Source organism: Citrobacter gillenii, from assembly GCF_013337685.1.
GTDB lineage: Bacteria > Pseudomonadota > Gammaproteobacteria > Enterobacterales > Enterobacteriaceae > Citrobacter > Citrobacter gillenii.
On record NZ_SUQN01000001.1, the window covers coordinates 117479 to 140936 of the forward strand.

The following is a 23458-nucleotide window of genomic DNA, read 5'->3' on the forward strand; positions in this document are numbered from 1 at the left end:
CCAGTCACTTACTGGCGTAAGTTCCCGGGGATTCTCTCATTTTCCGCCTTCCCACAACTTGAATTATTTAGGCTAGTGTCAGGTTGCTCGAGTGATTTGATGTAGTCATAAATCGCCAACTGCGACTGAACCTTACGGCGGTTTCCACGTGGCACGTAGCGATTACTCAGTTCTTTATCAATGTAACGGGCTTTTACCGTATCGCTGAACAGGATCTCGATAATATCCAGCACGCGCTGCTTGAGGTGTGGATCCAGCAGCGGCGTGGCGACTTCGATACGATAATCGATGTTTCTTGTCATCCAGTCCGCCGAGGACAGGTATACCTGTTTATCGCCGCCATTCTCGAAGATATAGACCCGGTCATGTTCAAGATAGCGGTCAACGATGCTAATCACGCGAATATTATCACTGATGCCTTCCAGATTCGGGATCAGGGAGCACATTCCGCGGATCAGCAAATTAACCGGTACGCCCGAACTGGACGCCGCATAGAGTCGATCAACGAGGCCCTTATCGACCAGGTTGTTCAGTTTTAGCGTAATGCCGGAAGAGCGCCCCTGCTGTGCATTGGCAATCTCTTTGTCGATCATCGCGTACAGCAGACGTCGCGAGTTCTGCGGGGAAACCAATAGATAATCAAAGGTCACCGGACGATACGGGTTTTCGATAAAGTTGAACACCCGACGCACTTCGTTGGTAATGCGCGAATCGGCGGTCAGCAAAGAGTAGTCGGTATACAGTCGCGCCGTTTTTTCGTTGAAATTCCCGGTCCCGATATGGGCGTAGCGCACCACCTCGTCGCCTTCTTTACGTGAGATAAGGAACAGCTTGGCGTGAATTTTCAGTCCCGGTGCTGAGAAGATGACGTGCACGCCGGCTTCGGTCAGACGCTTGGCCCAATGAATGTTGGCTTCTTCATCAAAGCGCGCCTGTAATTCGACGACCACGGTCACTTTTTTACTGTTGTGGGCCGCATGGATCATTGCGTCGATGATGCGGGAGTCTTTTGCCACGCGGTAGATATTGATCTTTATAGCCAGCACGCTCGGGTCAAACGAGGCCTGGCGCAGCAGTTCAAGGACGTGCTCAAAAGTATGATACGGATAATAGAGCAGCACATCGCGTTCGCGGATGGCATCAAATCCGTTACGGAACTTTTCGTTATCAAACCAGATATGGCGCAGGCGAGGCAGCGGCTTGTTCACCAGATTAGCTTTGCCAACGTTGGGGAAATTAATAAAGTCTTTAAAGTTATGGTAACGCCCGCCGGGGACGATCGAATCGTAGCGAGAGATCGTCAGTTTTTCACGCAGGATTTCGACCAGCGCATTGGGCATATCACGCTGATAGACAAAGCGCACAGGCTCTGCGGTCAGACGTTGCTTCAGGCTGGACGACATCAGCTCCATCAGGCTGGATTCCATCTCGTGAACCAAATCGTATTCAGCGTCGCGGGTCATTTTCATCGAATAGGCATTCAGCGTATCGTAATCAAAGAACCCTTTGAAAATGTCATCAAGGCAATAACGCAGGATGTTGTCTAGCAGGATCATGGGCTTGCGACGACGGGGCGTTTCCGGCGGCAGATTTACAAAGCGGGGAACCTTGTCAGACGGAATTTCCAGTAGCGCATAGCGAATGGTATCACCACGGATGATCTCTACGGCCAGATAGGTATAGTCGTCCTTCAGAAACTGGACTAAATCTGTCTCGCGGTTAATCAGGATCGGCGTAATGTGCTGGCGAAGATATTGCTTGAAGTAATGACGCAACCAGCTCTGCTGATTGGCTGACAGTTGGCGCTCATTGATTAAGAATATCTGATTGCGCGCCATCTCCAGCAGTAATTCATTGTACAGGCCATCGAACTCCTGATCGGCTTTCAGTACGCGGGCCTGGATTTTGCCTAACAGATGGCGGGAGTGAGAGTTAGAACCCTGCTCTTCGCTAATAATGATGCGGCGTTTTAGTTCGGCAAAACGAACTTTATAAAACTCGTCGAGGTTATTGGAATAGATGCCCAGAAAACGCATCCGTTCAATCAACGGGTTTGACTTATCAGCAGCTTCCTGCAGGACGCGTTCGTTGAACGCTAACCAACTAAGCTCTTTCTCGATGTATAGCTTTTCCTGACCCATTAATACTTTTACTCCGTTTCATTCACGGGACACTACGTGATCATTATGGCGAGCACGACTGGCATGTGCCAGAAAAAATGAGGGGAATTGCAGGATGTAGGCCGGATAAGACGCTTTAGCGTCACCATCCGGCATAAAAGCCCACATGAGTGCCGGATGGTGGTGTGAATGCCTTATCCGACCTACGAGGCTGGGAGGTTATTTTATGCTTCGTCGGCTGCGTAGCCTTGTGGTGGAAGGCGAATGCCGTCCAGCCAGGCTGCGTTATCGCGCATTTGCAGACGACCATCGACAAACCAACCGACCACCAGCGGATAGATGGCATGTTCCTGGGCCTGAACGCGTGCCGTCACATCATCTTCGCTGTCGCCGTCAAACACTGGCACTTTCGCCTGCAGAATAACCGGCCCACCGTCCAGTTCGTCAGTGACAAAATGAACGGAGGTTCCGTGTTCTTCATCACCGTTTTCCAGCACCTGACGATGTGTATGCAGGCCGGGATATTTGGGCAACAGAGAAGGGTGGATATTCAGCAAGCGTTCGGCATAGTGGGCGACAAACGCCGGGCTGAGGATACGCATATACCCGGCCAGTACCACGACGTCCGGCGCATAGGCATCGATCTCTTGTATTAGCTGGCGATCAAAGGCTTCACGGCTGGCAAACTGGCTTGCCTCCAGCGAATGAGCCGGAATGCCTGCTTCGCGTGCACGTTCAAGGCCGAACGCGTCGGCCTTATTACTGAATACTGCACGTAGGGTGCCCTTGATTTTTTTCTGTTTGCAGGCGTCAATGATCGCCTGCAAATTGCTTCCGTTACCGGAAATGAGCACCACTATATTTTTCATTCAATGACCACACGCTGTTCGGAATCGGACGCTTTGATGATACCGATTCTCCACGCGTTTTCACCTTTTTCGTTCAGCAGCGCAAGAGCATTGTCCACTTCAGCTTCTGGCAGAGCGATAACCATGCCTACGCCGCAGTTGAAGGTGCGATACATCTCGTGCTGACTGACGTTACCCGCTGTTTGCAGCCAGTTAAAGACGGCTGGCCATTGCCAGGAGGATTCATCGATTACGGCCTGGGTGTTGTCAGGCAAGACGCGTGGGATATTTTCCCAGAAACCGCCGCCGGTCAGGTGGGCAATTGCGTGCACGTCAACCTTCTCAATCAGCTCCAGAATGGATTTCACATAAATGCGGGTAGGCGCCAGCAGATGATCGGCCAGTGATTTGCCTTCCAGTTCGGTTGTTTCCGGGTCACAGCCGCTGACTTCGACAATTTTACGCACCAGGGAATAACCATTGGAATGCGGGCCGCTGGAGCCAAGCGCAATCAGCACATCGCCATCAGCCACTTTTGAGCCGTCGATGATTTCTGATTTCTCAACCACGCCTACGCAGAAACCGGCCACATCGTAATCTTCACCGTGATACATCCCCGGCATTTCAGCGGTTTCACCCCCGACCAGCGCACAGCCGGACTGCAGGCAACCTTCGGCAATACCGGCGATCACGCTGGCAGCGGTATCGACGTCCAGCTTACCCGTGGCATAGTAGTCGAGGAAAAACAGCGGTTCAGCGCCCTGCACCACGAGGTCGTTGACGCACATCGCCACCAGGTCAATACCGATGGTATCGTGGCGCTTCAGATCCATCGCCAGACGCAGTTTTGTACCTACGCCGTCAGTGCCGGAAACCAGTACCGGTTCACGATATTTTTGCGGCAATGCGCACAGCGCACCGAAGCCACCCAAACCACCCATTACTTCCGGGCGACGGGTTTTCTTTACTACGCCTTTGATTCGATCGACCAGAGCATTCCCTGCGTCAATATCAACACCGGCATCTTTGTAGCTAAGAGAGGTTTTATCGGTCACTGCCTGGTTCCCCACGTGTTTACTTGCAGTAAAAGTTAAATTCGGCGCAATTCTAACAGGGAAAGCAAACGTTTGCGAGTCTGCTCTGCATTGGCTTTTTTCTGCCGTTTTTTTCAGCGATTTACATTCACATACGTCTTTATTTGACCTGAGCCACGAAAATGAAACCGGGTTCAGCCTGGTGCTTGAAACCGGATGACGTAATGCACAGTATCTTACTGAAACCGGTTTCTGTTTTTATCAGCAGTAATGAAATTAACGGTGACCACACGTCAAAAGGAAGGATCATTAATGAATATCGCAGCATTCGATATTGGTGGTACGGCATTAAAAATGGGCGTGATTAGCGAACAGGGTGAATTGCGGGAAAAGGGCAAGCTGTCAGTGCCTGACTGCGATGGAGACAAAATTTTGCAGGGCATGCTGGACTGGGTTTCAGCCCATCCTGACTGCGAGGGCATCGCCATTAGCGCACCGGGTTATGTCAATCCGACTACCGGCTATATCGAAATGGGCGGAGCGATTCGCCAGTTTGACCATTTTGCACTCAAAGCATGGCTGGAAGAGCGTACCGGGCTGCCGGTGACGGTTGAAAATGATGCGAACTGTGTCGCGCTTGCTGAGCGTTGGCAGGGGAAAGTAGCCGGTATCGAGAATTTCCTTGTTCTGACCATCGGGACGGGGATTGGCGGGGCGATTTTCTGCAACAACCAACTGGTGCATGGCGCGCGTTTTCGTGCTGGTGAATTTGGTTATATGCAAACCGCCCGACCCGGAACACGTGATGTCAGACGCTATTCGATGAATGAAAATTGCACCCTGCGCGTTTTACGTCATCGCTATGCGGAACATATTGGGAGCGCACTGGAAGCCGTCTCGGGCGAAGATGTTTTTGATCGCTACGACGACGGAGACCCTGTCTGCCAGCGTTTAGTCACTGAGTTTTTTAACGACCTCGGCACGGGTCTTTATAACCTCGTTAATGTGTTCGATCCGCAGGTGATATTCATCGGTGGCGGCATTGTTGAACGCCCTGGATTCCTGTCGCTGTTGCGTCATCATTTGGCCTGGTTCGGTATTGCGGAATATATCGATATCGTCAGCCACGGCAACGACGCCGGGTTGTACGGTGCCGTTTACCATTTCAATCAGCAAAACAGAACGGTATAGGAGCTAACATGTCTGGATTTAAAGCAAATTTCATGTGGGGTGGCGCGGTTGCTGCTCACCAACTGGAAGGTGGCTGGCAGGAAGGGGGAAAGGGGATTAGCGTTGCTGATGTGATGACGGCGGGGGCAAATGGTGTCGCTCGCGAAATTACCGATGGCGTGCTACCAGGGAAAAATTACCCCAACCATGAGGCTATTGATTTTTACCATCGCTACCAGGACGACATTAAGCTGTTTGCCGAAATGGGGTTTACCTGCTTTCGCACGTCAATTGCCTGGACCCGTATTTTCCCACAGGGTGATGAAACGCAGCCAAATGAAGCGGGCCTGCAATTCTATGACGATCTGTTCGATGAATGCCTGAAATACGGTATTGAACCGGTGGTTACGCTGTCGCATTTTGAGATGCCGTACCATCTGGTGAAGGAATATGGCGGCTGGCGTAATCGTAAGTTGATTGATTTCTTTGTCCGTTTTGCCGAGGTGGTCTTCACCCGCTTCCAGCATAAAGTGAAGTACTGGATGACGTTCAATGAGATCAATAACCAGGCTAATTTCCACGAAGATTTTGCACCGTTTACCAACTCCGGCTTGAAGTACCAGCCAGGCGAAGACCGTGAGCCGGTAATGTATCAGGCTGCACACTACGAACTGGTGGCGAGTGCACTGGCGGTAAAAGCGGCGCGTGAGATTAATCCCACGCTGCAAATTGGCTGCATGATTGCCATGTGCCCGATTTACCCGCTGACCTGTGCGCCTGACGATATAATGATGGCGATGAACGCCATGCATCGCCGTTACTGGTTTACCGATGTCCATGTGCGCGGCAAATATCCGCAGCATATTCTCAACTACTTTGAACGTCGGGGATTTGAGCTGGATATTACCGAGGAGGACCGTCAGGCGCTGACTCAGGGCTGTGTTGACTATATTGGTTTCAGTTATTACATGTCCTTTGCTACGCAGGCTTCAGCGGAGAATCCGCAACTGGATTATGACGAAACGAAAAGCCTGGTCTCCAACCCCTATGTGCAAAAATCGGACTGGGGCTGGCAGATTGATCCGGTCGGCCTGCGCTACTCGCTAAACTGGTTCTGGGATCATTATCAACTCCCGCTGTTTATCGTAGAAAACGGGTTTGGTGCCATCGATATGCTGGAAAGCGATGGGACGGTGAACGATCAGTACCGCATTGACTACCTGGCGGCCCACATCAGTGAGATGAAAAAAGCCGTGGTGGAAGATGGCGTCGATTTAATGGGCTATACGCCGTGGGGGTGTATTGATTTAGTGTCCGCTGGTACGGGCGAAATGAAAAAACGCTATGGTTTTATCTACGTTGATAAAAATAATGACGGTAGTGGGACATTAGCACGCTCGCCTAAGAAATCTTTTTCATGGTATCAGCACGTCATTCAGACCAATGCTGAATTTTTATAGAATTCAATGGATTGATGCTCGGCCCCGCCCAGCGCGCGGGGCGTGTCTTATACTCATTTTTCAGACGTAAATGACTTTGGTTGATCCATATCAAGCGTATGCAGTGTTGCGCCAGAGAGGAAAAGCGGTATAATCCGGCGATTTTTTTTGTGGTTGCCACTCGTCTGAGGAAAGGAGAAGAGTATGAAGATCGTGGAAGTCAAACACCCACTCGTCAAACACAAGCTGGGATTGATGCGTGAAAACGACATCAGCACTAAACGCTTTCGTGAACTCGCCTCGGAAGTTGGCAGCCTGCTGACTTATGAAGCAACCGCTGGTCTGGAAACCGAAAAGGTGACCATTGAAGGCTGGAACGGCCCGGTTGAAGTCGACCAAATCAAAGGTAAAAAAATCACCGTTGTGCCAATCCTGCGTGCGGGCCTGGGTATGATGGAAGGCGTACTGGAAAACGTCCCGAGCGCGCGTATCAGCGTGGTGGGCATGTACCGTAACGAAGAGACGCTGGAGCCGGTACCGTACTTCCAGAAACTGGTGTCTAACATTGACGAGCGCATGGCGCTGATCGTTGACCCGATGCTGGCCACCGGTGGTTCCGTTATTGCTACCATCGACCTGCTGAAAAACGCGGGCTGCAGCAGCATTAAAGTGCTGGTGCTGGTTGCTGCGCCAGAAGGTATCGCTGCGCTGGAAAAAGCGCACCCGGATGTTGAGCTGTATACCGCATCTATCGACCAGGGGCTGAACGAGCACGGATACATTATTCCGGGACTCGGCGATGCCGGCGATAAGATTTTTGGTACCAAGTAAATGAATAAATAAAAAGAAGCCGACTTTAAGAGTCGGCTTTTTTTTGAATAAAACAACCCATCGCTACTCAAACACAATACTCAGAGGAAAACACTATGACGCGCCGTGCTATCGGGGTGAGTGAAAGACCGCCGCTTTTACAGACAATCCCGCTTAGTTTGCAGCACCTGTTCGCCATGTTTGGCGCCACGGTACTGGTGCCAGTCCTGTTTCATATCAACCCGGCCACCGTCCTGCTGTTTAACGGCATTGGTACGCTGCTGTATCTCTTTATCTGTAAGGGGAAAATCCCAGCGTATCTGGGGTCCAGCTTTGCCTTTATCTCTCCGGTACTGCTGCTACTGCCGTTAGGGTATGAAGTGGCGCTCGGCGGTTTTATCATGTGTGGCGTGCTGTTCTGTCTGGTTTCTTTCATCGTGAAGAAAGCAGGTACCGGTTGGCTGGATGTGATGTTCCCGCCTGCGGCTATGGGCGCAATCGTTGCCGTCATCGGCCTTGAGCTGGCTGGTGTTGCGGCGGGGATGGCAGGCTTGCTGCCCGCTGAAGGACAAATGCCGGACTCTAAAACCATTATCATTTCGATGGTGACGCTGGGCGTAACGGTATTTGGTTCGGTACTGTTCCGCGGCTTTATGGCGATTATCCCGATTCTGATTGGTGTGCTGGCGGGTTATGCGCTCTCGTTCGTGATGGGCGTTGTGGATACCACACCCATTGCCGAAGCCCACTGGTTTGCTCTGCCGACCTTCTACACGCCGCGTTTTGAATGGGTGGCTATTCTGACCATCCTGCCTGCGGCGCTGGTGGTGATTGCCGAACACGTAGGACACCTGGTGGTGACCGCCAATATCGTGAAGAAAGATTTAATTCGCGATCCCGGCTTGCACCGTTCGATGTTCGCCAATGGCCTGTCGACGGTGATCTCCGGCTTCTTTGGTTCCACGCCTAACACCACTTATGGTGAGAACATCGGCGTCATGGCCATTACCCGCGTGTACAGTACCTGGGTCATTGGCGGGGCGGCAATTTTTGCTATTCTGCTTTCATGTGTGGGTAAACTGGCCGCCGCGATTCAGATAATCCCGCTGCCGGTTATGGGCGGTGTCTCACTGCTGTTGTACGGGGTGATTGGTGCGTCCGGTATCCGCGTGTTGATCGAATCAAAAGTTGATTATAACAAGGCACAAAACCTGATCCTGACTTCGGTGATTCTGATTATCGGCGTGAGCGGTGCGAAGGTTCACATTGGTGCGGCTGAGCTGAAAGGCATGGCGCTGGCGACCATTGTCGGCGTTGCCCTGAGCCTGATCTTCAAAGTGATTAGCCTGCTGCGTCCGGAAGAAGTCGTCCTTGACGCTGAAGATGCTGACAGACCGCAACACTAAGTCTCTGACCGGGCGGCATCGCTGCCCGGTTCTATCGCGACGTATTTCTGTGGTAAACTCAACGCGATTTTATGAAATCCTGGGTTGAGGTATCTCTGAACACACCGGCACAGCTCTCTTTGCCACTTTATCTTCCTGACGATGAAACCTTCGCAAGTTTCTGGCCGGGGGATAACTCCTCTTTACTGGCCGCGCTGCAAAACGTGCTGCGTCAGGAACATAGCGGGTATATCTATCTCTGGTCGCGTGAAGGCGCGGGCCGTAGTCATTTGCTGCACGCAGCCTGTGCCGAGCTTTCTCAGCGCGGGGATGCCGTCGGCTATGTCCCGCTGGATAAGCGTACGTGGTTCGTACCGGAAGTGCTTGATGGCATGGAACATCTCTCGCTGGTGTGCATTGATAACATTGAATGCGTGGCCGGGGATTCCCTGTGGGAAATGGCGATCTTCGATCTCTACAACCGCATTCTGGAATCAGGGAAAACGCGCCTGCTGATCACTGGCGATCGTCCACCAAGACAGCTTAATCTCGGACTGCCGGATCTGGCTTCTCGTCTGGATTGGGGGCAAATCTACAAACTTCAGCCGCTCTCGGATGAAGATAAGCTTCAGGCATTGCAATTACGCGCCAGATTGCGCGGATTCGAACTGCCGGAGGACGTGGGCCGCTTCCTGCTAAAGCGTCTGGATCGCGAAATGCGCACGTTGTTTATGACCCTGGATGAGCTGGATCATGCGTCGATCACCGCTCAGCGCAAGCTGACCATTCCGTTCGTCAAAGAGATTCTGAAGCTGTAAGCACCGCAGCCGAAAAGACTGCGGTGCATCACATTAGCCGACGATATCCAGCACCTGCTCCGGCGGACGCCCAATTCGCGCTTGACCGTTGGCCACCACAATCGGACGTTCCATCAGTTTCGGGTTTTCCACCATCGCCTGAATCAGCGCCTCTTCACTCAGAGTCTCGTCCGCCAGGTTGAGCGATTTATAGAGATCTTCTTTCTGGCGCATCAGCTCACGCGCGCTGGACATGCCCAGCATCTGCAGCAGATTACGCAAAGTTGCTGCGTCTGCGGGAGTGTCGAGATACAGCACTACTTCCGGCTCCACGCCGTTGGACTTCAGTAATTCCAGTGTCTCACGGCTCTTTGAGCAACGTGGGTTATGGTAGATTTTAATCGCGTCTGACATGACTTCTCCTTGCATAGCAAAACTGCCGGATGGCGGATAAGACGCAACAGCGTCACCATCCGGTAAGTATTCAATAGTTACATCTTCGTGTACGGTTTAAAGCGCTCTTGCAGCTGGCGTAGCTGGTCAATACGGGCATCGTATCTTGCCTGCTGCTGGCTTCCCAGCTTCACCTGTGAACTTGCGCTGCTGAGCATAGAAATGGCCTGGTCAAGACGTCCCGCCAGCGCATAGCCTTCTGCGCGCGCTGCCAGTTCCTGATCGCGGTTATTCAGCGTTGCTTCCGTTTGTGCTAACAGATCCCAGCCATTGCCGTCATCCTTATGATTAAACGTATAACGATTCAGGATGGTAGCGGCCTCTTTGGCCTGACCGGCCTGTAAATAGGCATTCGCCAGGTTAAGCTGCAATACCGGATTAACGCGCAGGTCGCGGGCGTTTTTCAGGCGATTAATTGCATCGCCGGTTTTCTTCTGACCGAGATCGATATCGGTCGCCAGGTCGAGATACCAGGCATTGTTCGGATCGGCAGACAGCAGCGGCTGTAGCGCTTTACGCGCCTCGTCGTATTTACTGTCTTCCATTGCTTGTAACGCGCGGCCATATTGCGCCGCCCGTTGCTCGCGGACGTTGCCTTTTGCCCAGTTATCCAGCAGGTCGCTGCTCAACTGGTTGCGACCCGAGTTATACATGCCGAGGGTTCGCGCTTTTGCCAGGTAAAAATCTTCCGAGGATTGCACCACCGTCGGTCGCATCTGGTTAGCACGGTTACGCGCATCCGCCAGACGGCTTTCTGGCAGGGGGTGCGTCAGCAGAATTTCAGGCGGGCGCGTGGAATAGCGCGCCTGGTCGAGCAGTTTTTCCAGAAACGTCGGCATGGCCTGCGGATCAAATCCTGAGCGTTGCAGGACCTGAATACCGATACGGTCCGCTTCCTGTTCATTTTGCTGCGTAAAGCTGATCATCCCCTGACGGGTGCCGGCCAGCGTACCGGTCAGTGCTGCCATCCCTGCCTGCGGACTGGCCATCGCCAACAGAATAGAACCCAGAGCCCCCACCCAGGTCAGCGGGGCAGAGCGCTTTTGGTCTTCCATGGCGCGCGCTAGGTGGCGCTGCGTGACGTGAGAAATTTCGTGCGCCATCACCGATGCCAGCTGGCTTTCGTTATCGGAATAGCGGAAAAGCGCAGAGTGCAGCACAACGTTGCCGCCAAAGAAGGCAAAGGCGTTTATTTCATCGTTATTAATCAAAAAGAAATGGAAGGGGGTTTTGACGGAGTCCGCGTGTGAGACCAGACGCATCCCCAGAGAATTAATGTATTGGGTCAGCAAAGGATCGTTAATTAACGGCGCACTGCCGCGCAGCTGGCGTACGTAATAGTCGCCCATCTGCATTTCCTGCCCGATGGAAAGCGTGCTCCCTGCTGAGGTTCCCATATCCGGTAGGGTGTCCGCAGTGTCAGCAAATGCGGGCGCGACCTGACCGATGGCCAGTGCAGCAATGAGGGTAGCAACCAGGTTTTTTTTCAACTGCCTGAACATAACCTCTGTCCTGTATTCTTTTTTGAGATAGCCATTTGACCCATGCTGTGAAGTATCGTTCACCCTCAGACAGCTTTGGGAGTGTAACTGCGAAATTCGACGATGAACACCCAGGAAAAATGTCTTTTCACTTTGCGTAAACCGCTATAAAAAGCGAAGTCTTTTTTGTGACATTTCGATACAATTCGGGATCGCAATCCCGCTATTGAGGTTCATGGAAGGGTTTTATGCTCGAAATGTTGATGCAATGGTATCGCCGCCGCTTTAGCGACCCTGAGGCTATTGCCTTGCTGATTATTCTGGTTGCCGGTTTTGGCATCCTTTTCTTCTTTAGTGGGCTGTTAGCGCCGCTGCTGGTTGCCATTGTGCTGGCTTATCTGCTGGAATGGCCCACCGTGCGGCTGGAAAATATCGGCTGTTCAAGGCGTTGGGCGACATCCATTGTACTGGTGGTGTTCGTCGGTATTCTGCTGCTGATGGCGTTTGTGGTAATGCCGGTCGCGTGGCAGCAGGGGATCTACCTGATTCGTGATATGCCCGGCATGCTTAACAAGCTGTCTGATTTTGCCGCTACCTTGCCGCGACGGTATCCGGCGCTGATGGATGCCGGCATCATTGATGCGATGGCAGAGAATATGCGCGCGCGAATGCTCAATATGGGCGATTCCGTGGTGAAATATTCGCTGGCTTCGCTGGTCGGATTGCTGACGCTGGCGGTGTATCTGGTTCTCGTTCCGCTAATGGTGTTCTTCCTGGTGAAAGACAAAAGCCAGATGCTGAATGCCGTACGTCGGGTACTTCCGCGTAATCGTGGACTGGCCGGGCAGGTCTGGAAAGAGATGAACCAGCAAATCACCAACTATATTCGCGGCAAAGTGCTGGAAATGGTGGTGGTAGGCGTCGCCACCTGGCTGGGCTTCCTGCTGTTTGGCCTCAACTACTCCTTGCTGCTGGCTGTACTGGTCGGTTTTTCAGTCCTGATCCCGTATATCGGTGCCTTTGTGGTGACCATCCCGGTGGTGGGCGTGGCGCTGTTCCAGTTTGGTCTCGGGACCGAGTTCTGGAGCTGCTTTGCCGTGTACCTGATCATTCAGGCGCTGGATGGCAATCTGTTGGTCCCAGTGCTGTTCTCCGAAGCCGTAAACCTGCATCCACTGGTGATTATTCTGTCGGTGGTGATTTTTGGCGGGCTGTGGGGATTCTGGGGCGTATTCTTTGCTATTCCGCTGGCGACGTTAATCAAAGCAGTCGTCCATGCCTGGCCGGATGGTCAGACGATTGACGAGTCATAGACCCTGACGCCCGGCGGTGCAATGCCGCCGGGCCAGAACTTGTCTGACCTCTATACACACTTTCTGAATAATCTTCCTGGGTGTCGTTTTTCTCCGTATTAGCCTTTAACTTGACCAATGTGATGTTTTTTTGTCACACAAGGAATAAGACCAACAGGAGAAAAAAATGGGTCACAACACGCACACGCAACAAAAAGCGGGATGGGTTGGCTATCTCGCCTTTTTCGTCACTATTATCCTTTTTTCCGGCATGTTTTCGAAAAGTACCGACTGGTGGCGGGTGTTCGATTTCACCGTTCTCAACGGCGCATTTGGGCAGATAAACGCGGCAGGCGAGACGGCGGTCTCGTTTCGCGGTACCGGCGGGATGGGCGCAAAAGATGGCTTTTTATTTGCGCTGGAACTGGCGCCCTCCGTCATTCTGTCACTTGGCATCATCTCCATTACCGAAGGCTTGGGTGGGTTGCGCGCGGCGCAGCAGCTAATGACGCCGGTCCTGCGCCCCTTACTCGGCGTTCCGGGTATTTGCTCGTTGGCGCTGATTGCGAATGTGCAAAATACCGATGCCGCAGCCGGAATGACCAAAGAGCTGGCGGAAGAGGGGATTATCACTGAACAGGAACGCGCTATTTTTGCCTGCTGGCAAACCAGCGGTAGCGCGTGTATCACCAACTATTTTTCCTCAGGCGCGGCGCTGTTTACGATGGTTACCGTTCCGGTGATAACGCCACTGGCGGTGATCCTGGTCTTCAAATTTGTCGGCGCGAACCTGCTACGGCTGTGGATCGCGCAGCTTGAAAATCGCCGTACGCAGCAGGAGGCCTGAGATGACAACACACGTACGTAAAAATGTCATGGATATGTTCATCGATGGCGCAAGGCGCGGGTTTACCATTGCCACCACCAGCCTGTTACCGAACGTGGTGATGGCGTTTGTGATTATTCAGGCGCTAAAGGTAACGGGGTTGCTCGACGTCGTCGGCCGGGTGTGCGAACCGGTTATGGCGCTGTGGGGATTGCCGGGGGAATCTGCCACCGTGCTGTTGGCGGCGGTGATGAGTATGGGCGGCGGCGTTGGCGTTTGCGCCAGTCTGGTTGTCGCCGGAACCCTTTCGGGACATGATGCGACGGTATTGCTACCGGCCATCTACCTGATGGGGAATCCAGTGCAAAATGTCGGACGCTGTCTGGGGACTGCGGGGGTTCATCCTCGCTATTATCCGCTTATTATTGCGGTATGCGTGATGAATGCGCTGCTCTCTATTTGGGTTATGCAGGTAATTGCCTGACAAGGAAGGTTATGAACTGTTCAATTCTTGGTCTGACGCTGTTCCAGCGCGGACACGTTTACGCGCCTGACGATTTGGGGCAACAAGATATTCTGGTCGCGGGCGGAAAAATTGTCGCCATCGCGCCGTCTATCCTGGCAGACGATTTTCCCGGCTGTCGGTGTGTTAATCTCGAGGGTGCCATTGTTTGTCCGGGGTTTATCGATCAGCACGTTCATTTGATTGGCGGTGGCGGAGAGGCCGGCCCCCACACCCGCACACCGGAAGTGCGTCTGTCACGTCTGGTTGAAGCGGGTATCACCTCAGTGGTGGGATTGCTGGGTACCGACGGAATTACCCGTCATCCGGAGTCGCTGTTGGCGAAAACCCGAGCACTGGAATATGAAGGCATCAGTGCCTGGATGCTCACCGGCGCGTATTCGTTACCCTCCCCGACCATTACCGGCAGTATTGAGCGTGATGTGGCGCTGATCGACAAGGTGATAGGGGTGAAATGTGCGATTTCAGACCATCGCTCATCAGCCCCGAATACCGCGGTGCTGGCGAACATGGCGGCGCAGTCGCGCGTCGGCGGATTATTAGGGCAGAAGCCGGGGATTAGCGTCTTCCATATGGGTGACAGCCCGCGCATGCTGGAGCCGCTGTATGACGTCCTCGCGCATTCAGATGTGCCGATAACCAAACTGCTGCCAACGCATGTTAACCGCGCGGAACCGTTGTTTGAGGCCGCCTTAGCCTATGCCCGCAAAGGGGTGTATATCGACATTACCAGCAGTATTGATGAGCCCGTGGATCCGGCAACGGCCATCGCGACCGCGCTGCGCAGCGACGTTCCACTGTCGCGGATTACCTTGAGTTCAGACGGTAACGGCAGCCAGCCGGAGTTTGATGAACAGGGCAATCTGACGGGGATTGGTGTGGCCGGATTTGAATCACTGGCACACACGCTGCGCCAACTGGTGACTGTTCATGCCATTCCTCTGGAGCAGGCATTATGTCCGCTCACGCGCACGGTGGCGGAGTTTCTGGGACTTGGGCATAAAGGACGTCTGGCGGTTGGATGCGATGCGGACATTCTGGTGCTCAACGACACGCTGGAAGTTTACCACCTGTGGGCGAAGGGCAACGCGGTGGTGAAAGAGAAAAAAGCGTGTGTTAAAGGGACGTTTGAGTAAACGACGTTGATGCCGGATAGCGGCGTAAATGCCTTATCCGGCCTACGGACTTGCGCGGATGTAGGCCTGATAAGACGCGTAGCGTCGCCATCAGGCTTAATCCGGCAAAAATAAATCAGGCGTTTTCCTGCACCCATTTCAGCACGATGTCGTGGTGATTGCTGGTTTTGAAATCATCAAACACATGTTCAATCTTGCCGTCAGCATCCACCAGGAAGCTGATGCGATGAATGCCATCATAGGTTTTACCCATAAATGACTTTTCTCCCCAGACGCCAAACTGCTCGCAAACCTGGTGATCTTCATCGGACAGGAGCGTGAAGTTAAGCACTTCCTTCTCCACGAAGCGGGAAAGCTTCTCCGGTTTATCGGTGCTGATACCCAGCACTTCCACGCCGGCTTTTTTTAACTGATCCATGTTATCGCGTAAGCCACAGGCCTGTACGGTACAGCCGGGCGTCATGGCTTTCGGGTAGAAATAAACCAGAACACGCTGTCCCTGGAAGTCGGTTAAATTTACTTGTTCTCCGTCTTGATCCGGCAAGCTAAATTTCGGTGCGATATCACCGGCTTTCAGTGGGTTCATTACTTAACTCCATCCTGTTCATCATGCTGTGAGTAATTGACGACGTTAATACTGCCTTGCGCATTGAGTTCTGTACAGAGTGCTTTAAACGCATCCTCAATATTTGCCGAATCGTGTGACGCAGGGCTATGTGCGGTAATCTGAATAAACAACTGGGCAGCCTTTCCGTTCTCCGCCGGTTGGGTGCGAGAAACCAGTTCGGCAATATTCATTTGATGACTGTCGAAAAGGGCGGTAAAACGCTCAATCAAATGGGGAGAGTCAGGGACATCAACCTGAACCCATACCGTGGCGGGCATCGCCGGGCGGGGGCGTGCGGTTGTACGCTTCATCACAATCAATAAATCTAGCTCTGCGCCTTTCAACGGCAAGGTTGATTCAATCAGGGTGATGGCATTCCAGGTGCCAGACAACAGCATGATAAATGTAAACTCGTCACCCAGCATGGCCAGTCGGCTGTCTTCAATATTACAGCCACAACTGCTGACATGACGAGTGATGGTGTTCACAATTCCTGGGCGGTCGGCACCCAGCGCAGTAATGACCAGATAGTGTTGCGATGACGATGTCAAACCTGTTCTTCCTTTGAGCGGTGAGGTAATTATAAGGAAAGCATAAAAAAAACATGCATACAACAATCAGAAAGGCTCTGGTCGCTTGCTTTTATTGTCGTACCAAACGTACCATTGAGACACTTGTTTGCACAGAGGATGGCCCATGTTCACGGGAAGTATTGTCGCGCTTATTACGCCGATGGATGAGAAAGGTAAAGTCTGCCGGTCGAGCCTGAAAAAACTGATTGATTATCATGTCGCCAGCGGCACCTCGGCGATCGTTTCGGTTGGCACTACCGGTGAGTCCGCCACGCTGAGTCATGATGAACATGGCGATGTGGTGATGATGACGCTGGAACTGGCCGACGGGCGTATTCCGGTGATTGCCGGAACCGGCGCCAATGCGACCGCAGAAGCCATTAGTCTGACGCAGCGTTTCAACGACAGCGGTATTGTCGGCTGCCTGACGGTGACGCCTTACTACAACCGCCCGACGCAGGAAGGTTTGTTCCAGCATTTCAAAGCCATCGCTGAACATACTGACTTGCCACAAATTCTGTATAATGTGCCGTCCCGTACTGGCTGCGATATGCTGCCGGAGACCGTGGGTCGTCTGGCGAAAGTAAAAAATATTGTCGCTATCAAAGAGGCCACAGGGAACTTAAGTCGTGTTCACCAGATCAAAGAGCTGGTTTCAGACGATTTTATTCTGCTCAGCGGTGATGACGCGACCGGGCTGGACTTTATGCAGCTCGGTGGTCATGGCGTGATTTCCGTTACCACTAACGTAGCGGCACGTGAAATGGCTGAAATGTGCAAACTGGCGGCAGAAGGGCGTTTTGCCGAGGCGCGGGTGATTAACCAGCGTTTGATGCCGTTACACAACAAACTATTTGTCGAACCCAATCCTATCCCGGTGAAATGGGCATGTAAGGAATTGGGTCTTGTGGCAACCGATACGCTGCGTCTGCCGATGACGCCAATCACGGACAATGCTCGTGATATCGTCAAAGCGGCGCTTAAGCATGCCGGTTTGCTGTAAAGTTTAGGGAGATTTGATGGCTTACTCAGTACAAAAGTCGCGCCTGGCCAAGGTTGCGGGTGTTTCGCTAGTTATGTTGCTCGCGGCCTGTAGTTCTGACTCGCGCTATAAGCGCCAGGTGAGCGGTGATGAATCCTATCTGGAGGCCGCACCGCTTGCTGAGCTTCATGCGCCAGCTGGGATGATTCTGCCGGTAACAACCGGTGATTATACCATCCCGGTAACCAACGGCAGCGGTGCTGTTGGTAAAGCGCTGGATATTCGCCCACCGGCTCAACCGCTGGCATTGGTTAGCGGTGCACGTACCCAGATCGCAGGTGATACGGCAACGTTGCTGGTAGAGAATGGTCGTAGTAACACGCTGTGGCCGCAGGTCGTTAGCGTGATTCAGGCGAAAAACTACACCATTACCAAACGTGATGATGCCAGTCAGACGCTGACGACCGATTGGGTTGACTGGAACCGTCTTGATGAAGACGAGCAGTATCGCGGACGTTATCAAATCTCGGTTAAACCGCAGGGCTATCAGCAGGCGGTAACGGTGAAACTGGTTAACCTCGAGCAGGCCGGTAAGCCGGTGGCAGATGCTGCATCAATGCAGCGCTACAGCGCTGAGATGATGAACGTTATCTCTGCGGGTCTGGATAAGACCGCCACCGACGCCGCGAATGCCGCGCAGAGCCGCTCTGCCGCCACCATGGATGTTCAGAGCGCCGCCGATGACACCGGCTTGCCGATGCTGGTGGTACGCGGACCGTTCAACGTGGTGTGGCAGCGTCTGCCAGCAGCACTTGAGAAAGTGGGCATGAAAGTGACCGACAGTACTCGTTCTCAGGGCAGCATCGCCGTAACCTACAAACCGCTGTCCGATAGCAACTGGCAGGAACTGGGCGCGAGCGATCCGGGTCTGGTATCCGGCGACTACAAACTGCAGGTCGGTGATTTAGACAACCGCAGCAGCTTGCAGTTTATCGATCCGAAGGGACATACCCTGACGCAAAGCCAGAACGACGCGCTGGTCGCCGTCTTCCAGGCCGCATTCAGTAAGTAAAAATCAAGGGCTGGATAACTCCAGCCCTTTTTTCTGGTATGATACGCAAACGTGTGCGTCAGCAGAAAAACGCAATATTTATCGTTATTTCACACCCAGGAGTAATAAAGATGCAAAAGCAAGCTGAGCTGTATCGTGGTAAAGCGAAGACCGTATACAGCACGGAAAACCCGGACCTGTTGGTGCTCGAATTCCGCAATGATACGTCAGCAGGGGATGGCGCGCGCATCGAACAGTTCGATCGTAAAGGCATGGTGAACAATAAGTTCAACCATTTCATTATGACCAAGCTGCAAGAAGCGGGCATTCCGACCCAAATGGAGCGACTGCTATCCGATACCGAATGTCTGGTGAAAAAACTGGAGATGGTCCCGGTCGAGTGCGTGGTGCGTAACCGCGCGGCAGGTTCCCTGGTGAAGCGTTTAGGCGTTGAGGAAGGTATTGAACTGAATCCGCCGCTGTTTGATCTGTTCCTGAAAAACGATGCTATGCACGATCCAATGATTAACGAGTCCTATTGCGAAACGTTTGGTTGGGTGAGCAAAGAGAATCTGGCACGAATGAAAGAGCTGACCTACAAAGCTAACGACGTGCTGAAGAAAATGTTTGATGACGCGGGTCTGATCCTGGTCGACTTCAAACTTGAGTTTGGTTTGTATAAAGGTGAAGTGGTTCTGGGCGACGAATTCTCTCCGGACGGTAGCCGTCTGTGGGACAAAGAAACGCTGGATAAAATGGACAAAGACCGTTTCCGCCAGAGTCTGGGCGGCCTGATCGAAGCCTATGAAGCTGTCGCACATCGCCTGGGTGTGAAGTTAGACTGATCCCTTCCTGAGCCGGCGATCGCTCTCCGGCTCATCAATTCCCCCCTGGTTTGATTACTCTTTCTTATGGTAATCCTGTTCCGAACCGCCTACGATCATCATCATAATGAATAAAAAGTTGAGGTGATTATGCGCTGGCAAGGGCGTCGCGAAAGCGACAATGTAGAAGACAGACGTAACAGTTCGGGCGGCGGACCTTCTATGGGCGGGCCGGGCTTTCGTTTGCCACGTGGTAAAGGCGGCATCATCCTGCTGATTGTGGTCCTTGTGGCCGGCTATTATGGCGTCGATCTCACCGGGTTAATGACCGGCCAACCTGTTTCGCAGCAGCAATCCACGCGTTCCATCAGTCCGAATGATGATGAAGCGGCCAAATTTACCTCGGTGATCCTCGCCACGACCGAAGACACCTGGGGCCAGCAGTTTGAAAAAATGGGCCGTACTTATCAGCAGCCTAAGCTGGTGATGTACCGTGGCGCGACGCGAACCGGATGTGGAGCAGGCCAGTCAGTGATGGGGCCATTTTATTGCCCTGCGGACGGCACGGTCTATATCGATCTCTCCTTCTATGACGACATGAAAAGTAAGCTCGGCGCTGACGGTGATTTTGCTCAGGGCTATGTCATTGCGCATGAGGTTGGCCACCACGTGCAGAAACTACTAGGCATAGAACCGAAAGTTCGCCAGATGCAGCAGAATGCCTCGCAGGCGGAAGTGAATCGTCTTTCCGTGCGTATGGAGCTGCAGGCTGACTGCTTTGCTGGCGTCTGGGGCAACAGTATGCAGCAGCAGGGCGTGCTGGAAACGGGCGATCTGGAAGAAGCGCTGAACGCCGCCCAGGCAATTGGTGACGATCGCCTGCAGCAGCAGGGGCAGGGACGCGTGGTACCGGACAGCTTTACGCATGGTACCTCTGAACAGCGCTATAGCTGGTTCAAACGCGGTTTTGATAGCGGCGACCCGGCGCAATGCAATACTTTTGGCAAAGGCATTTAAGATCCTGAGGCAGGGATGTCCGATAACACCGCATTGAATGCGTTAACTGAACACATGGGCCGGGAAGGCATCCGTCGTCTGCTGATTATTAGCGGCGAGGGTCTGTGGCCTCAGGAGCGGGCGCTCGCGCTACGCAACACATTACCCGGCGACTGGCTTTGGGTGGGGGCAACGGCTCCCGCTGAACCGTACTGCACGCCGCAAGCGCTACAAACGTTACTGGGGCGTGAGTTTCGCCATGCGGTTTTTGATGCCCGTCAGGGATTTGACGCTGCGGCGTTTGCCGCCCTAAGCGGCACGCTGCGTGCCGGAAGCTGGCTGGTGCTGCTGACGCCCCCCTGGCTGACCTGGCAAACGCATCCTGATGTGGATTCACTGCGCTGGAGCGATTGCGCCGAACCTATCCCTACGCCGCACTTTGTCGAACACTTTCAACGGGTGATGACCCGTGACGGACAAACCCTGCACTGGCAACAGCATCAGCCGTTTGCGCCTGGACATTTTCCCGCGCGCGCTCGCTGGCAGCCAGCTAACGGCGAGCCTCAGCCAGAGCAGGCGGTCATTTTACAGCAGCTGCTGGATATGCCGCCCGGCGTGGCAGCGGTAACCGCCGCGCGAGGCCGGGGTAAATCCGCGCTGGCCGGGCAGTTGATATCACGCATGAAGGCAAGCGCCATTGTTACCGCCCCGGCAAAAGCGGCGACGGATGTGCTGGCGCAGTTTGCCGGAGAACGTTATCGCTTTATGGCGCCTGATGCGTTACTCACCGGCAGCGAAACCGCTGATTGGTTGATTGTGGATGAAGCGGCCGCTATTCCCGCTCCGTTGCTGCATCAGCTGGTTTCGCGTTTTCCACGTGTACTGTTGACTACCACCGTTCAGGGCTACGAGGGAACCGGCAGAGGGTTCTTATTGAAGTTCTGCGCGCGTTTCCCCCATCTTCTGCGTTATGAACTGCAGCAGCCCATCAGGTGGGCTCAAGGGTGTCCGCTGGAACAAACCGTCAGTGAGACGCTGGTGTTCGACGACGACACTTTTTTGCATCCCCCTCAAGGCGATATCCACTTCTCCACCTTTGAGTCGACGGTCTGGCATAGCAATCCGCATCTGCCGCTGGCGGTATACCGGCTGCTCTCCGGGGCGCATTACCGCACGTCTCCGCTGGATTTGCGCCGAATGATGGACGCGCCTGGCCAGCATTTTTTGCACGCATCGGCGGCTGACGCGGTGGCGGGGGCCGTCTGGTTGGTGGATGAAGGCGGCTTATCCGCTGAACTTAGCCAGGCCGTCTGGGCAGGTTATCGTCGTCCAAGAGGAAACCTGGTGGCGCAATCACTGGCCGCGCACGGCAGTGACCCACAGGCGGCGACGCTCGTTGGACGGCGAGTAAGTCGTATTGCGGTTCATCCCGCCCGCCAGCGGGAAGGTATTGGGCAACGGCTAATCGAGCAGGCTCATTACTATTCCACGCAGTGTGACTATCTGTCGGTCAGTTTTGGTTATACGAGTGAGCTATGGCGTTTCTGGCAGCGCTGCGGCTTTGTGCTGGTGCGGATGGGGAATCATCGGGAGGCCAGCAGCGGCTGCTACACCGCGATGGCGCTGCTGCCGATAAGCGAGGCGGGAAAACGCCTGGCCGCAACCGAACACCTGCGCCTGCGTCGGGATGCTGACGTTCTGGCACAGTGGAACGATGAGGCGATCCCGGTCGTGCCGCTGAAAGAGACTACGCTTAATGAAGATGACTGGCAGGCGTTGGCTGGATTTGCTTTTGCGCATCGGCCGCTGCTCACGTCGTTAGGCTGTCTGAGTCGCCTGCTCCAGGGCAGCGAGCTACCTCTTCCGGCATTGCGCGGACGTGTCGACGAGAGATGCGGCGACGCTGAACTGTGCCTACGACTGAAGGTGTCCGGGCGTAAAGCGCTTTTGTTGGTTCAGCGGGCTGAAGCGGCGCAGGCGTTGGCCCAGATCGATGCGGCCCGGACGCAACAGCTACAGAATCGCATTATGCAATGGCAATTTTTTCACTGACTTCTTCAATTTCCTGGCATGGTCATTGCGATTAAGCGGCGTAGAATTACTCTTATCAGTTAAGGAGATCGCCATGAAACATGACCATTTTGTTGTTCAAAGTCCCGATAAACCTGCGCAACAGCTGTTGCTGCTGTTTCATGGTGTCGGCGATAACCCGGTTGCCATGGGCGAAATTGGTTCCTGGTTTGCACCGCTGTTCCCCGATGCGCTGATTGTCAGTATCGGTGGGGCACAGCCTTACGGTTCCACCGGCGGCCGGCAGTGGTTTTCAGTGCAGGGCGTGACGGAACAGAACCGTCAGGAGCGGGTTGATGCCATCATGCCGGTGTTTATCGACATCGTACGCTACTGGCAGCAACAGAGCGGCGTTTCCCCTCAGGCAACCGCGCTGATTGGTTTTTCGCAGGGGGCGATTATGTCGCTTGAGAGTATCAAGGCCGAACCGGGGCTGGCATCGCGGGTGATTGCCTTCAATGGCCGCTACGCCAGCGTGCCGGAGGTGGCGACGACCGCCACAACGGTGCATTTGATTCACGGCGGGGAAGACCGGGTGATCGAACTGTCTCACGCCGTTGCCGCGCAGGAAGCATTAATTCGTGCCGGAGGGGATGTGACGCTGGATATCGTCGAAGATCTCGGCCATGCCATTGACGATCGCAGCATGCAATATGCACTCGATCATTTGCGTTTTACCGTACCGAAGCACTATTTCGATGAAGCACTGAGTGGCGGTAAGCCCCACGATGATGATGTGATTGAGATGATCTAGCCCGTAGGCCGGATAAGGCGAGGTCGCCATCCGGCACTTAATGCCCGGTAGCGCTAACGCTTACCGGGCCTACGGGACTGTGTTTATTTCTTCGGCTGATCTTTGTTCGGCCAGTCATCGTCATCATCCCATTTATCGTTAAAGTCACGATGCGGGGGAAGCTCCGGTTTATTGGCGAGAAATTTTTTATGGTCAACGCGCTTGAGATCTTTGATTACGTTCAGCAGTACGCCTACCAGAAAAACCAGTACTAAAATCCACCAATACTTTGCCAGCAAGTCCATGCTC

At 53.6% G+C, this 23458-nt stretch carries 22 protein-coding genes and 1 pseudogene; 15 read left to right on the plus strand and 8 right to left on the minus strand.

Features of this window, described 5'->3' with window-relative positions; all coding sequences use genetic code 11:
* Positions 1–77: 77 nt before the first annotated feature.
* From ppk1 to purM, 3 genes and pseudogenes are all read right to left on the minus strand, one after another.
* Positions 78–2141 (minus strand): annotated as a pseudogene (gene ppk1, locus FCH32_RS00470) (polyphosphate kinase 1); the annotation flags it as partial.
* A 203-nt stretch (positions 2142–2344) separates the two neighbouring features.
* On the minus strand, positions 2345–2989 hold the full coding sequence (purN, locus tag FCH32_RS00475; RefSeq protein ID WP_096756186.1) for a phosphoribosylglycinamide formyltransferase: 645 nt from the start codon (positions 2987–2989) through the stop codon (positions 2345–2347).
* Positions 2986–4023, minus strand: coding sequence for a phosphoribosylformylglycinamidine cyclo-ligase (purM, locus tag FCH32_RS00480; RefSeq protein ID WP_096759359.1), 1038 nt, complete (start codon positions 4021–4023; stop codon positions 2986–2988). Before purM ends, purN begins: the two co-directional genes overlap by 4 nt.
* Positions 4024–4314: 291 nt before the next feature.
* Between purM and bglK the strand changes: the two genes are divergently transcribed.
* The 5 genes from bglK to FCH32_RS00505 all read left to right on the plus strand — a co-directional run bounded on the left by bglK (position 4315) and on the right by FCH32_RS00505 (position 9624).
* Entirely contained in the window at positions 4315–5193 is an 879-nt protein-coding gene (gene bglK / locus FCH32_RS00485; RefSeq protein WP_115257797.1) for a beta-glucoside kinase BglK, read from the plus strand.
* Positions 5194–5201: 8 nt separating this feature from the next.
* On the plus strand, positions 5202–6632 hold the full coding sequence (locus FCH32_RS00490) for a 6-phospho-beta-glucosidase (protein ID WP_146717300.1): 1431 nt from the start codon (positions 5202–5204) through the stop codon (positions 6630–6632).
* A 183-nt stretch (positions 6633–6815) separates the two neighbouring features.
* Positions 6816–7442 carry a uracil phosphoribosyltransferase gene (upp, locus tag FCH32_RS00495; protein ID WP_096756189.1) on the plus strand — a complete coding sequence of 209 codons (627 nt, stop codon included), beginning with the start codon at positions 6816–6818 and terminating at the stop codon, positions 7440–7442.
* Between the two features lie 95 nt (positions 7443–7537).
* The gene (gene uraA, locus FCH32_RS00500) at positions 7538–8827 is read left to right on the plus strand and encodes a uracil permease (RefSeq protein WP_096756190.1); all 1290 of its coding nucleotides are present in this window, start codon (positions 7538–7540) and stop codon (positions 8825–8827) included.
* Positions 8828–8922: 95 nt separating this feature from the next.
* Positions 8923–9624 (plus strand): DnaA inactivator Hda, encoded by a 702-nt coding sequence (locus FCH32_RS00505; RefSeq protein WP_212726261.1) that lies wholly within the window; start codon positions 8923–8925, stop codon positions 9622–9624.
* A gap of 33 nt (positions 9625–9657) precedes the next feature.
* Here FCH32_RS00505 and arsC read toward each other — a convergent pair whose 3' ends face one another.
* Positions 9658–10017, minus strand: coding sequence for an arsenate reductase (glutaredoxin) (arsC, locus tag FCH32_RS00510; RefSeq protein ID WP_096756192.1), 360 nt, complete (start codon positions 10015–10017; stop codon positions 9658–9660).
* A 77-nt stretch (positions 10018–10094) separates the two neighbouring features.
* A complete protein-coding gene (gene bepA, locus FCH32_RS00515; RefSeq protein WP_115257799.1) occupies positions 10095–11558 on the minus strand; it encodes a beta-barrel assembly-enhancing protease in 1464 nt (487 codons plus the stop codon).
* A 227-nt stretch (positions 11559–11785) separates the two neighbouring features.
* On the opposite strand from bepA, the gene FCH32_RS00520 reads away from it, so the two are divergent.
* The 4 genes from FCH32_RS00520 to iadA all read left to right on the plus strand — a co-directional run bounded on the left by FCH32_RS00520 (position 11786) and on the right by iadA (position 15314).
* A complete protein-coding gene (locus FCH32_RS00520) occupies positions 11786–12850 on the plus strand; it encodes an AI-2E family transporter (protein WP_096756194.1) in 1065 nt (354 codons plus the stop codon).
* Positions 12851–13016: 166 nt separating this feature from the next.
* Positions 13017–13676 (plus strand): nucleoside recognition domain-containing protein, encoded by a 660-nt coding sequence (locus FCH32_RS00525; RefSeq protein ID WP_137361936.1) that lies wholly within the window; start codon positions 13017–13019, stop codon positions 13674–13676.
* Position 13677: 1 nt separating this feature from the next.
* On the plus strand, positions 13678–14139 hold the full coding sequence (locus tag FCH32_RS00530; RefSeq protein WP_117343531.1) for a YjiG family protein: 462 nt from the start codon (positions 13678–13680) through the stop codon (positions 14137–14139).
* Between the two features lie 11 nt (positions 14140–14150).
* Entirely contained in the window at positions 14151–15314 is a 1164-nt protein-coding gene (gene iadA, locus FCH32_RS00535) for a beta-aspartyl-peptidase (RefSeq protein WP_174360310.1), read from the plus strand.
* Positions 15315–15429: 115 nt separating this feature from the next.
* On the opposite strand, the gene bcp is transcribed toward iadA, so the two are convergent.
* Both bcp and FCH32_RS00545 read right to left on the minus strand, forming a co-directional pair.
* The gene (gene bcp / locus FCH32_RS00540) at positions 15430–15900 is read right to left on the minus strand and encodes a thioredoxin-dependent thiol peroxidase (protein ID WP_096756198.1); all 471 of its coding nucleotides are present in this window, start codon (positions 15898–15900) and stop codon (positions 15430–15432) included.
* Entirely contained in the window at positions 15900–16472 is a 573-nt protein-coding gene (locus tag FCH32_RS00545; protein WP_003037954.1) for a glycine cleavage system transcriptional repressor, read from the minus strand. The genes bcp and FCH32_RS00545 overlap by 1 nt, the downstream gene beginning before the upstream one ends.
* 145 nt (positions 16473–16617) lie before the next feature.
* On the opposite strand from FCH32_RS00545, the gene dapA reads away from it, so the two are divergent.
* The 6 genes from dapA (at position 16618) to ypfH (ending at position 23170) form a co-directional block, all read left to right on the plus strand.
* Positions 16618–17496, plus strand: a complete 879-nt coding sequence (gene dapA, locus FCH32_RS00550) for a 4-hydroxy-tetrahydrodipicolinate synthase (protein ID WP_096756200.1) — start codon at positions 16618–16620, stop codon at positions 17494–17496.
* 16 nt (positions 17497–17512) lie between these two features.
* Positions 17513–18547, plus strand: a complete 1035-nt coding sequence (gene bamC / locus FCH32_RS00555; RefSeq protein ID WP_117343534.1) for an outer membrane protein assembly factor BamC — start codon at positions 17513–17515, stop codon at positions 18545–18547.
* Between the two features lie 110 nt (positions 18548–18657).
* Complete coding sequence (purC, locus tag FCH32_RS00560; RefSeq protein ID WP_096756202.1) at positions 18658–19371, plus strand: phosphoribosylaminoimidazolesuccinocarboxamide synthase; 714 nt, start codon at positions 18658–18660, stop codon at positions 19369–19371.
* 129 nt (positions 19372–19500) lie between these two features.
* Positions 19501–20367 carry a KPN_02809 family neutral zinc metallopeptidase gene (gene ypfJ, locus FCH32_RS00565; RefSeq protein ID WP_117343535.1) on the plus strand — a complete coding sequence of 289 codons (867 nt, stop codon included), beginning with the start codon at positions 19501–19503 and terminating at the stop codon, positions 20365–20367.
* 15 nt (positions 20368–20382) lie between these two features.
* On the plus strand, positions 20383–22398 hold the full coding sequence (locus tag FCH32_RS00570; protein WP_174360311.1) for a tRNA(Met) cytidine acetyltransferase TmcA: 2016 nt from the start codon (positions 20383–20385) through the stop codon (positions 22396–22398).
* Positions 22399–22471: 73 nt separating this feature from the next.
* Positions 22472–23170, plus strand: coding sequence for an esterase (gene ypfH, locus FCH32_RS00575; RefSeq protein WP_096756205.1), 699 nt, complete (start codon positions 22472–22474; stop codon positions 23168–23170).
* An 83-nt stretch (positions 23171–23253) separates the two neighbouring features.
* Here the strand turns inward: ypfH and FCH32_RS00580 are convergent, their stop codons facing one another.
* The gene (locus FCH32_RS00580) at positions 23254–23454 is read right to left on the minus strand and encodes a hypothetical protein (RefSeq protein ID WP_096756206.1); all 201 of its coding nucleotides are present in this window, start codon (positions 23452–23454) and stop codon (positions 23254–23256) included.
* Positions 23455–23458 lie beyond the last annotated feature (4 nt).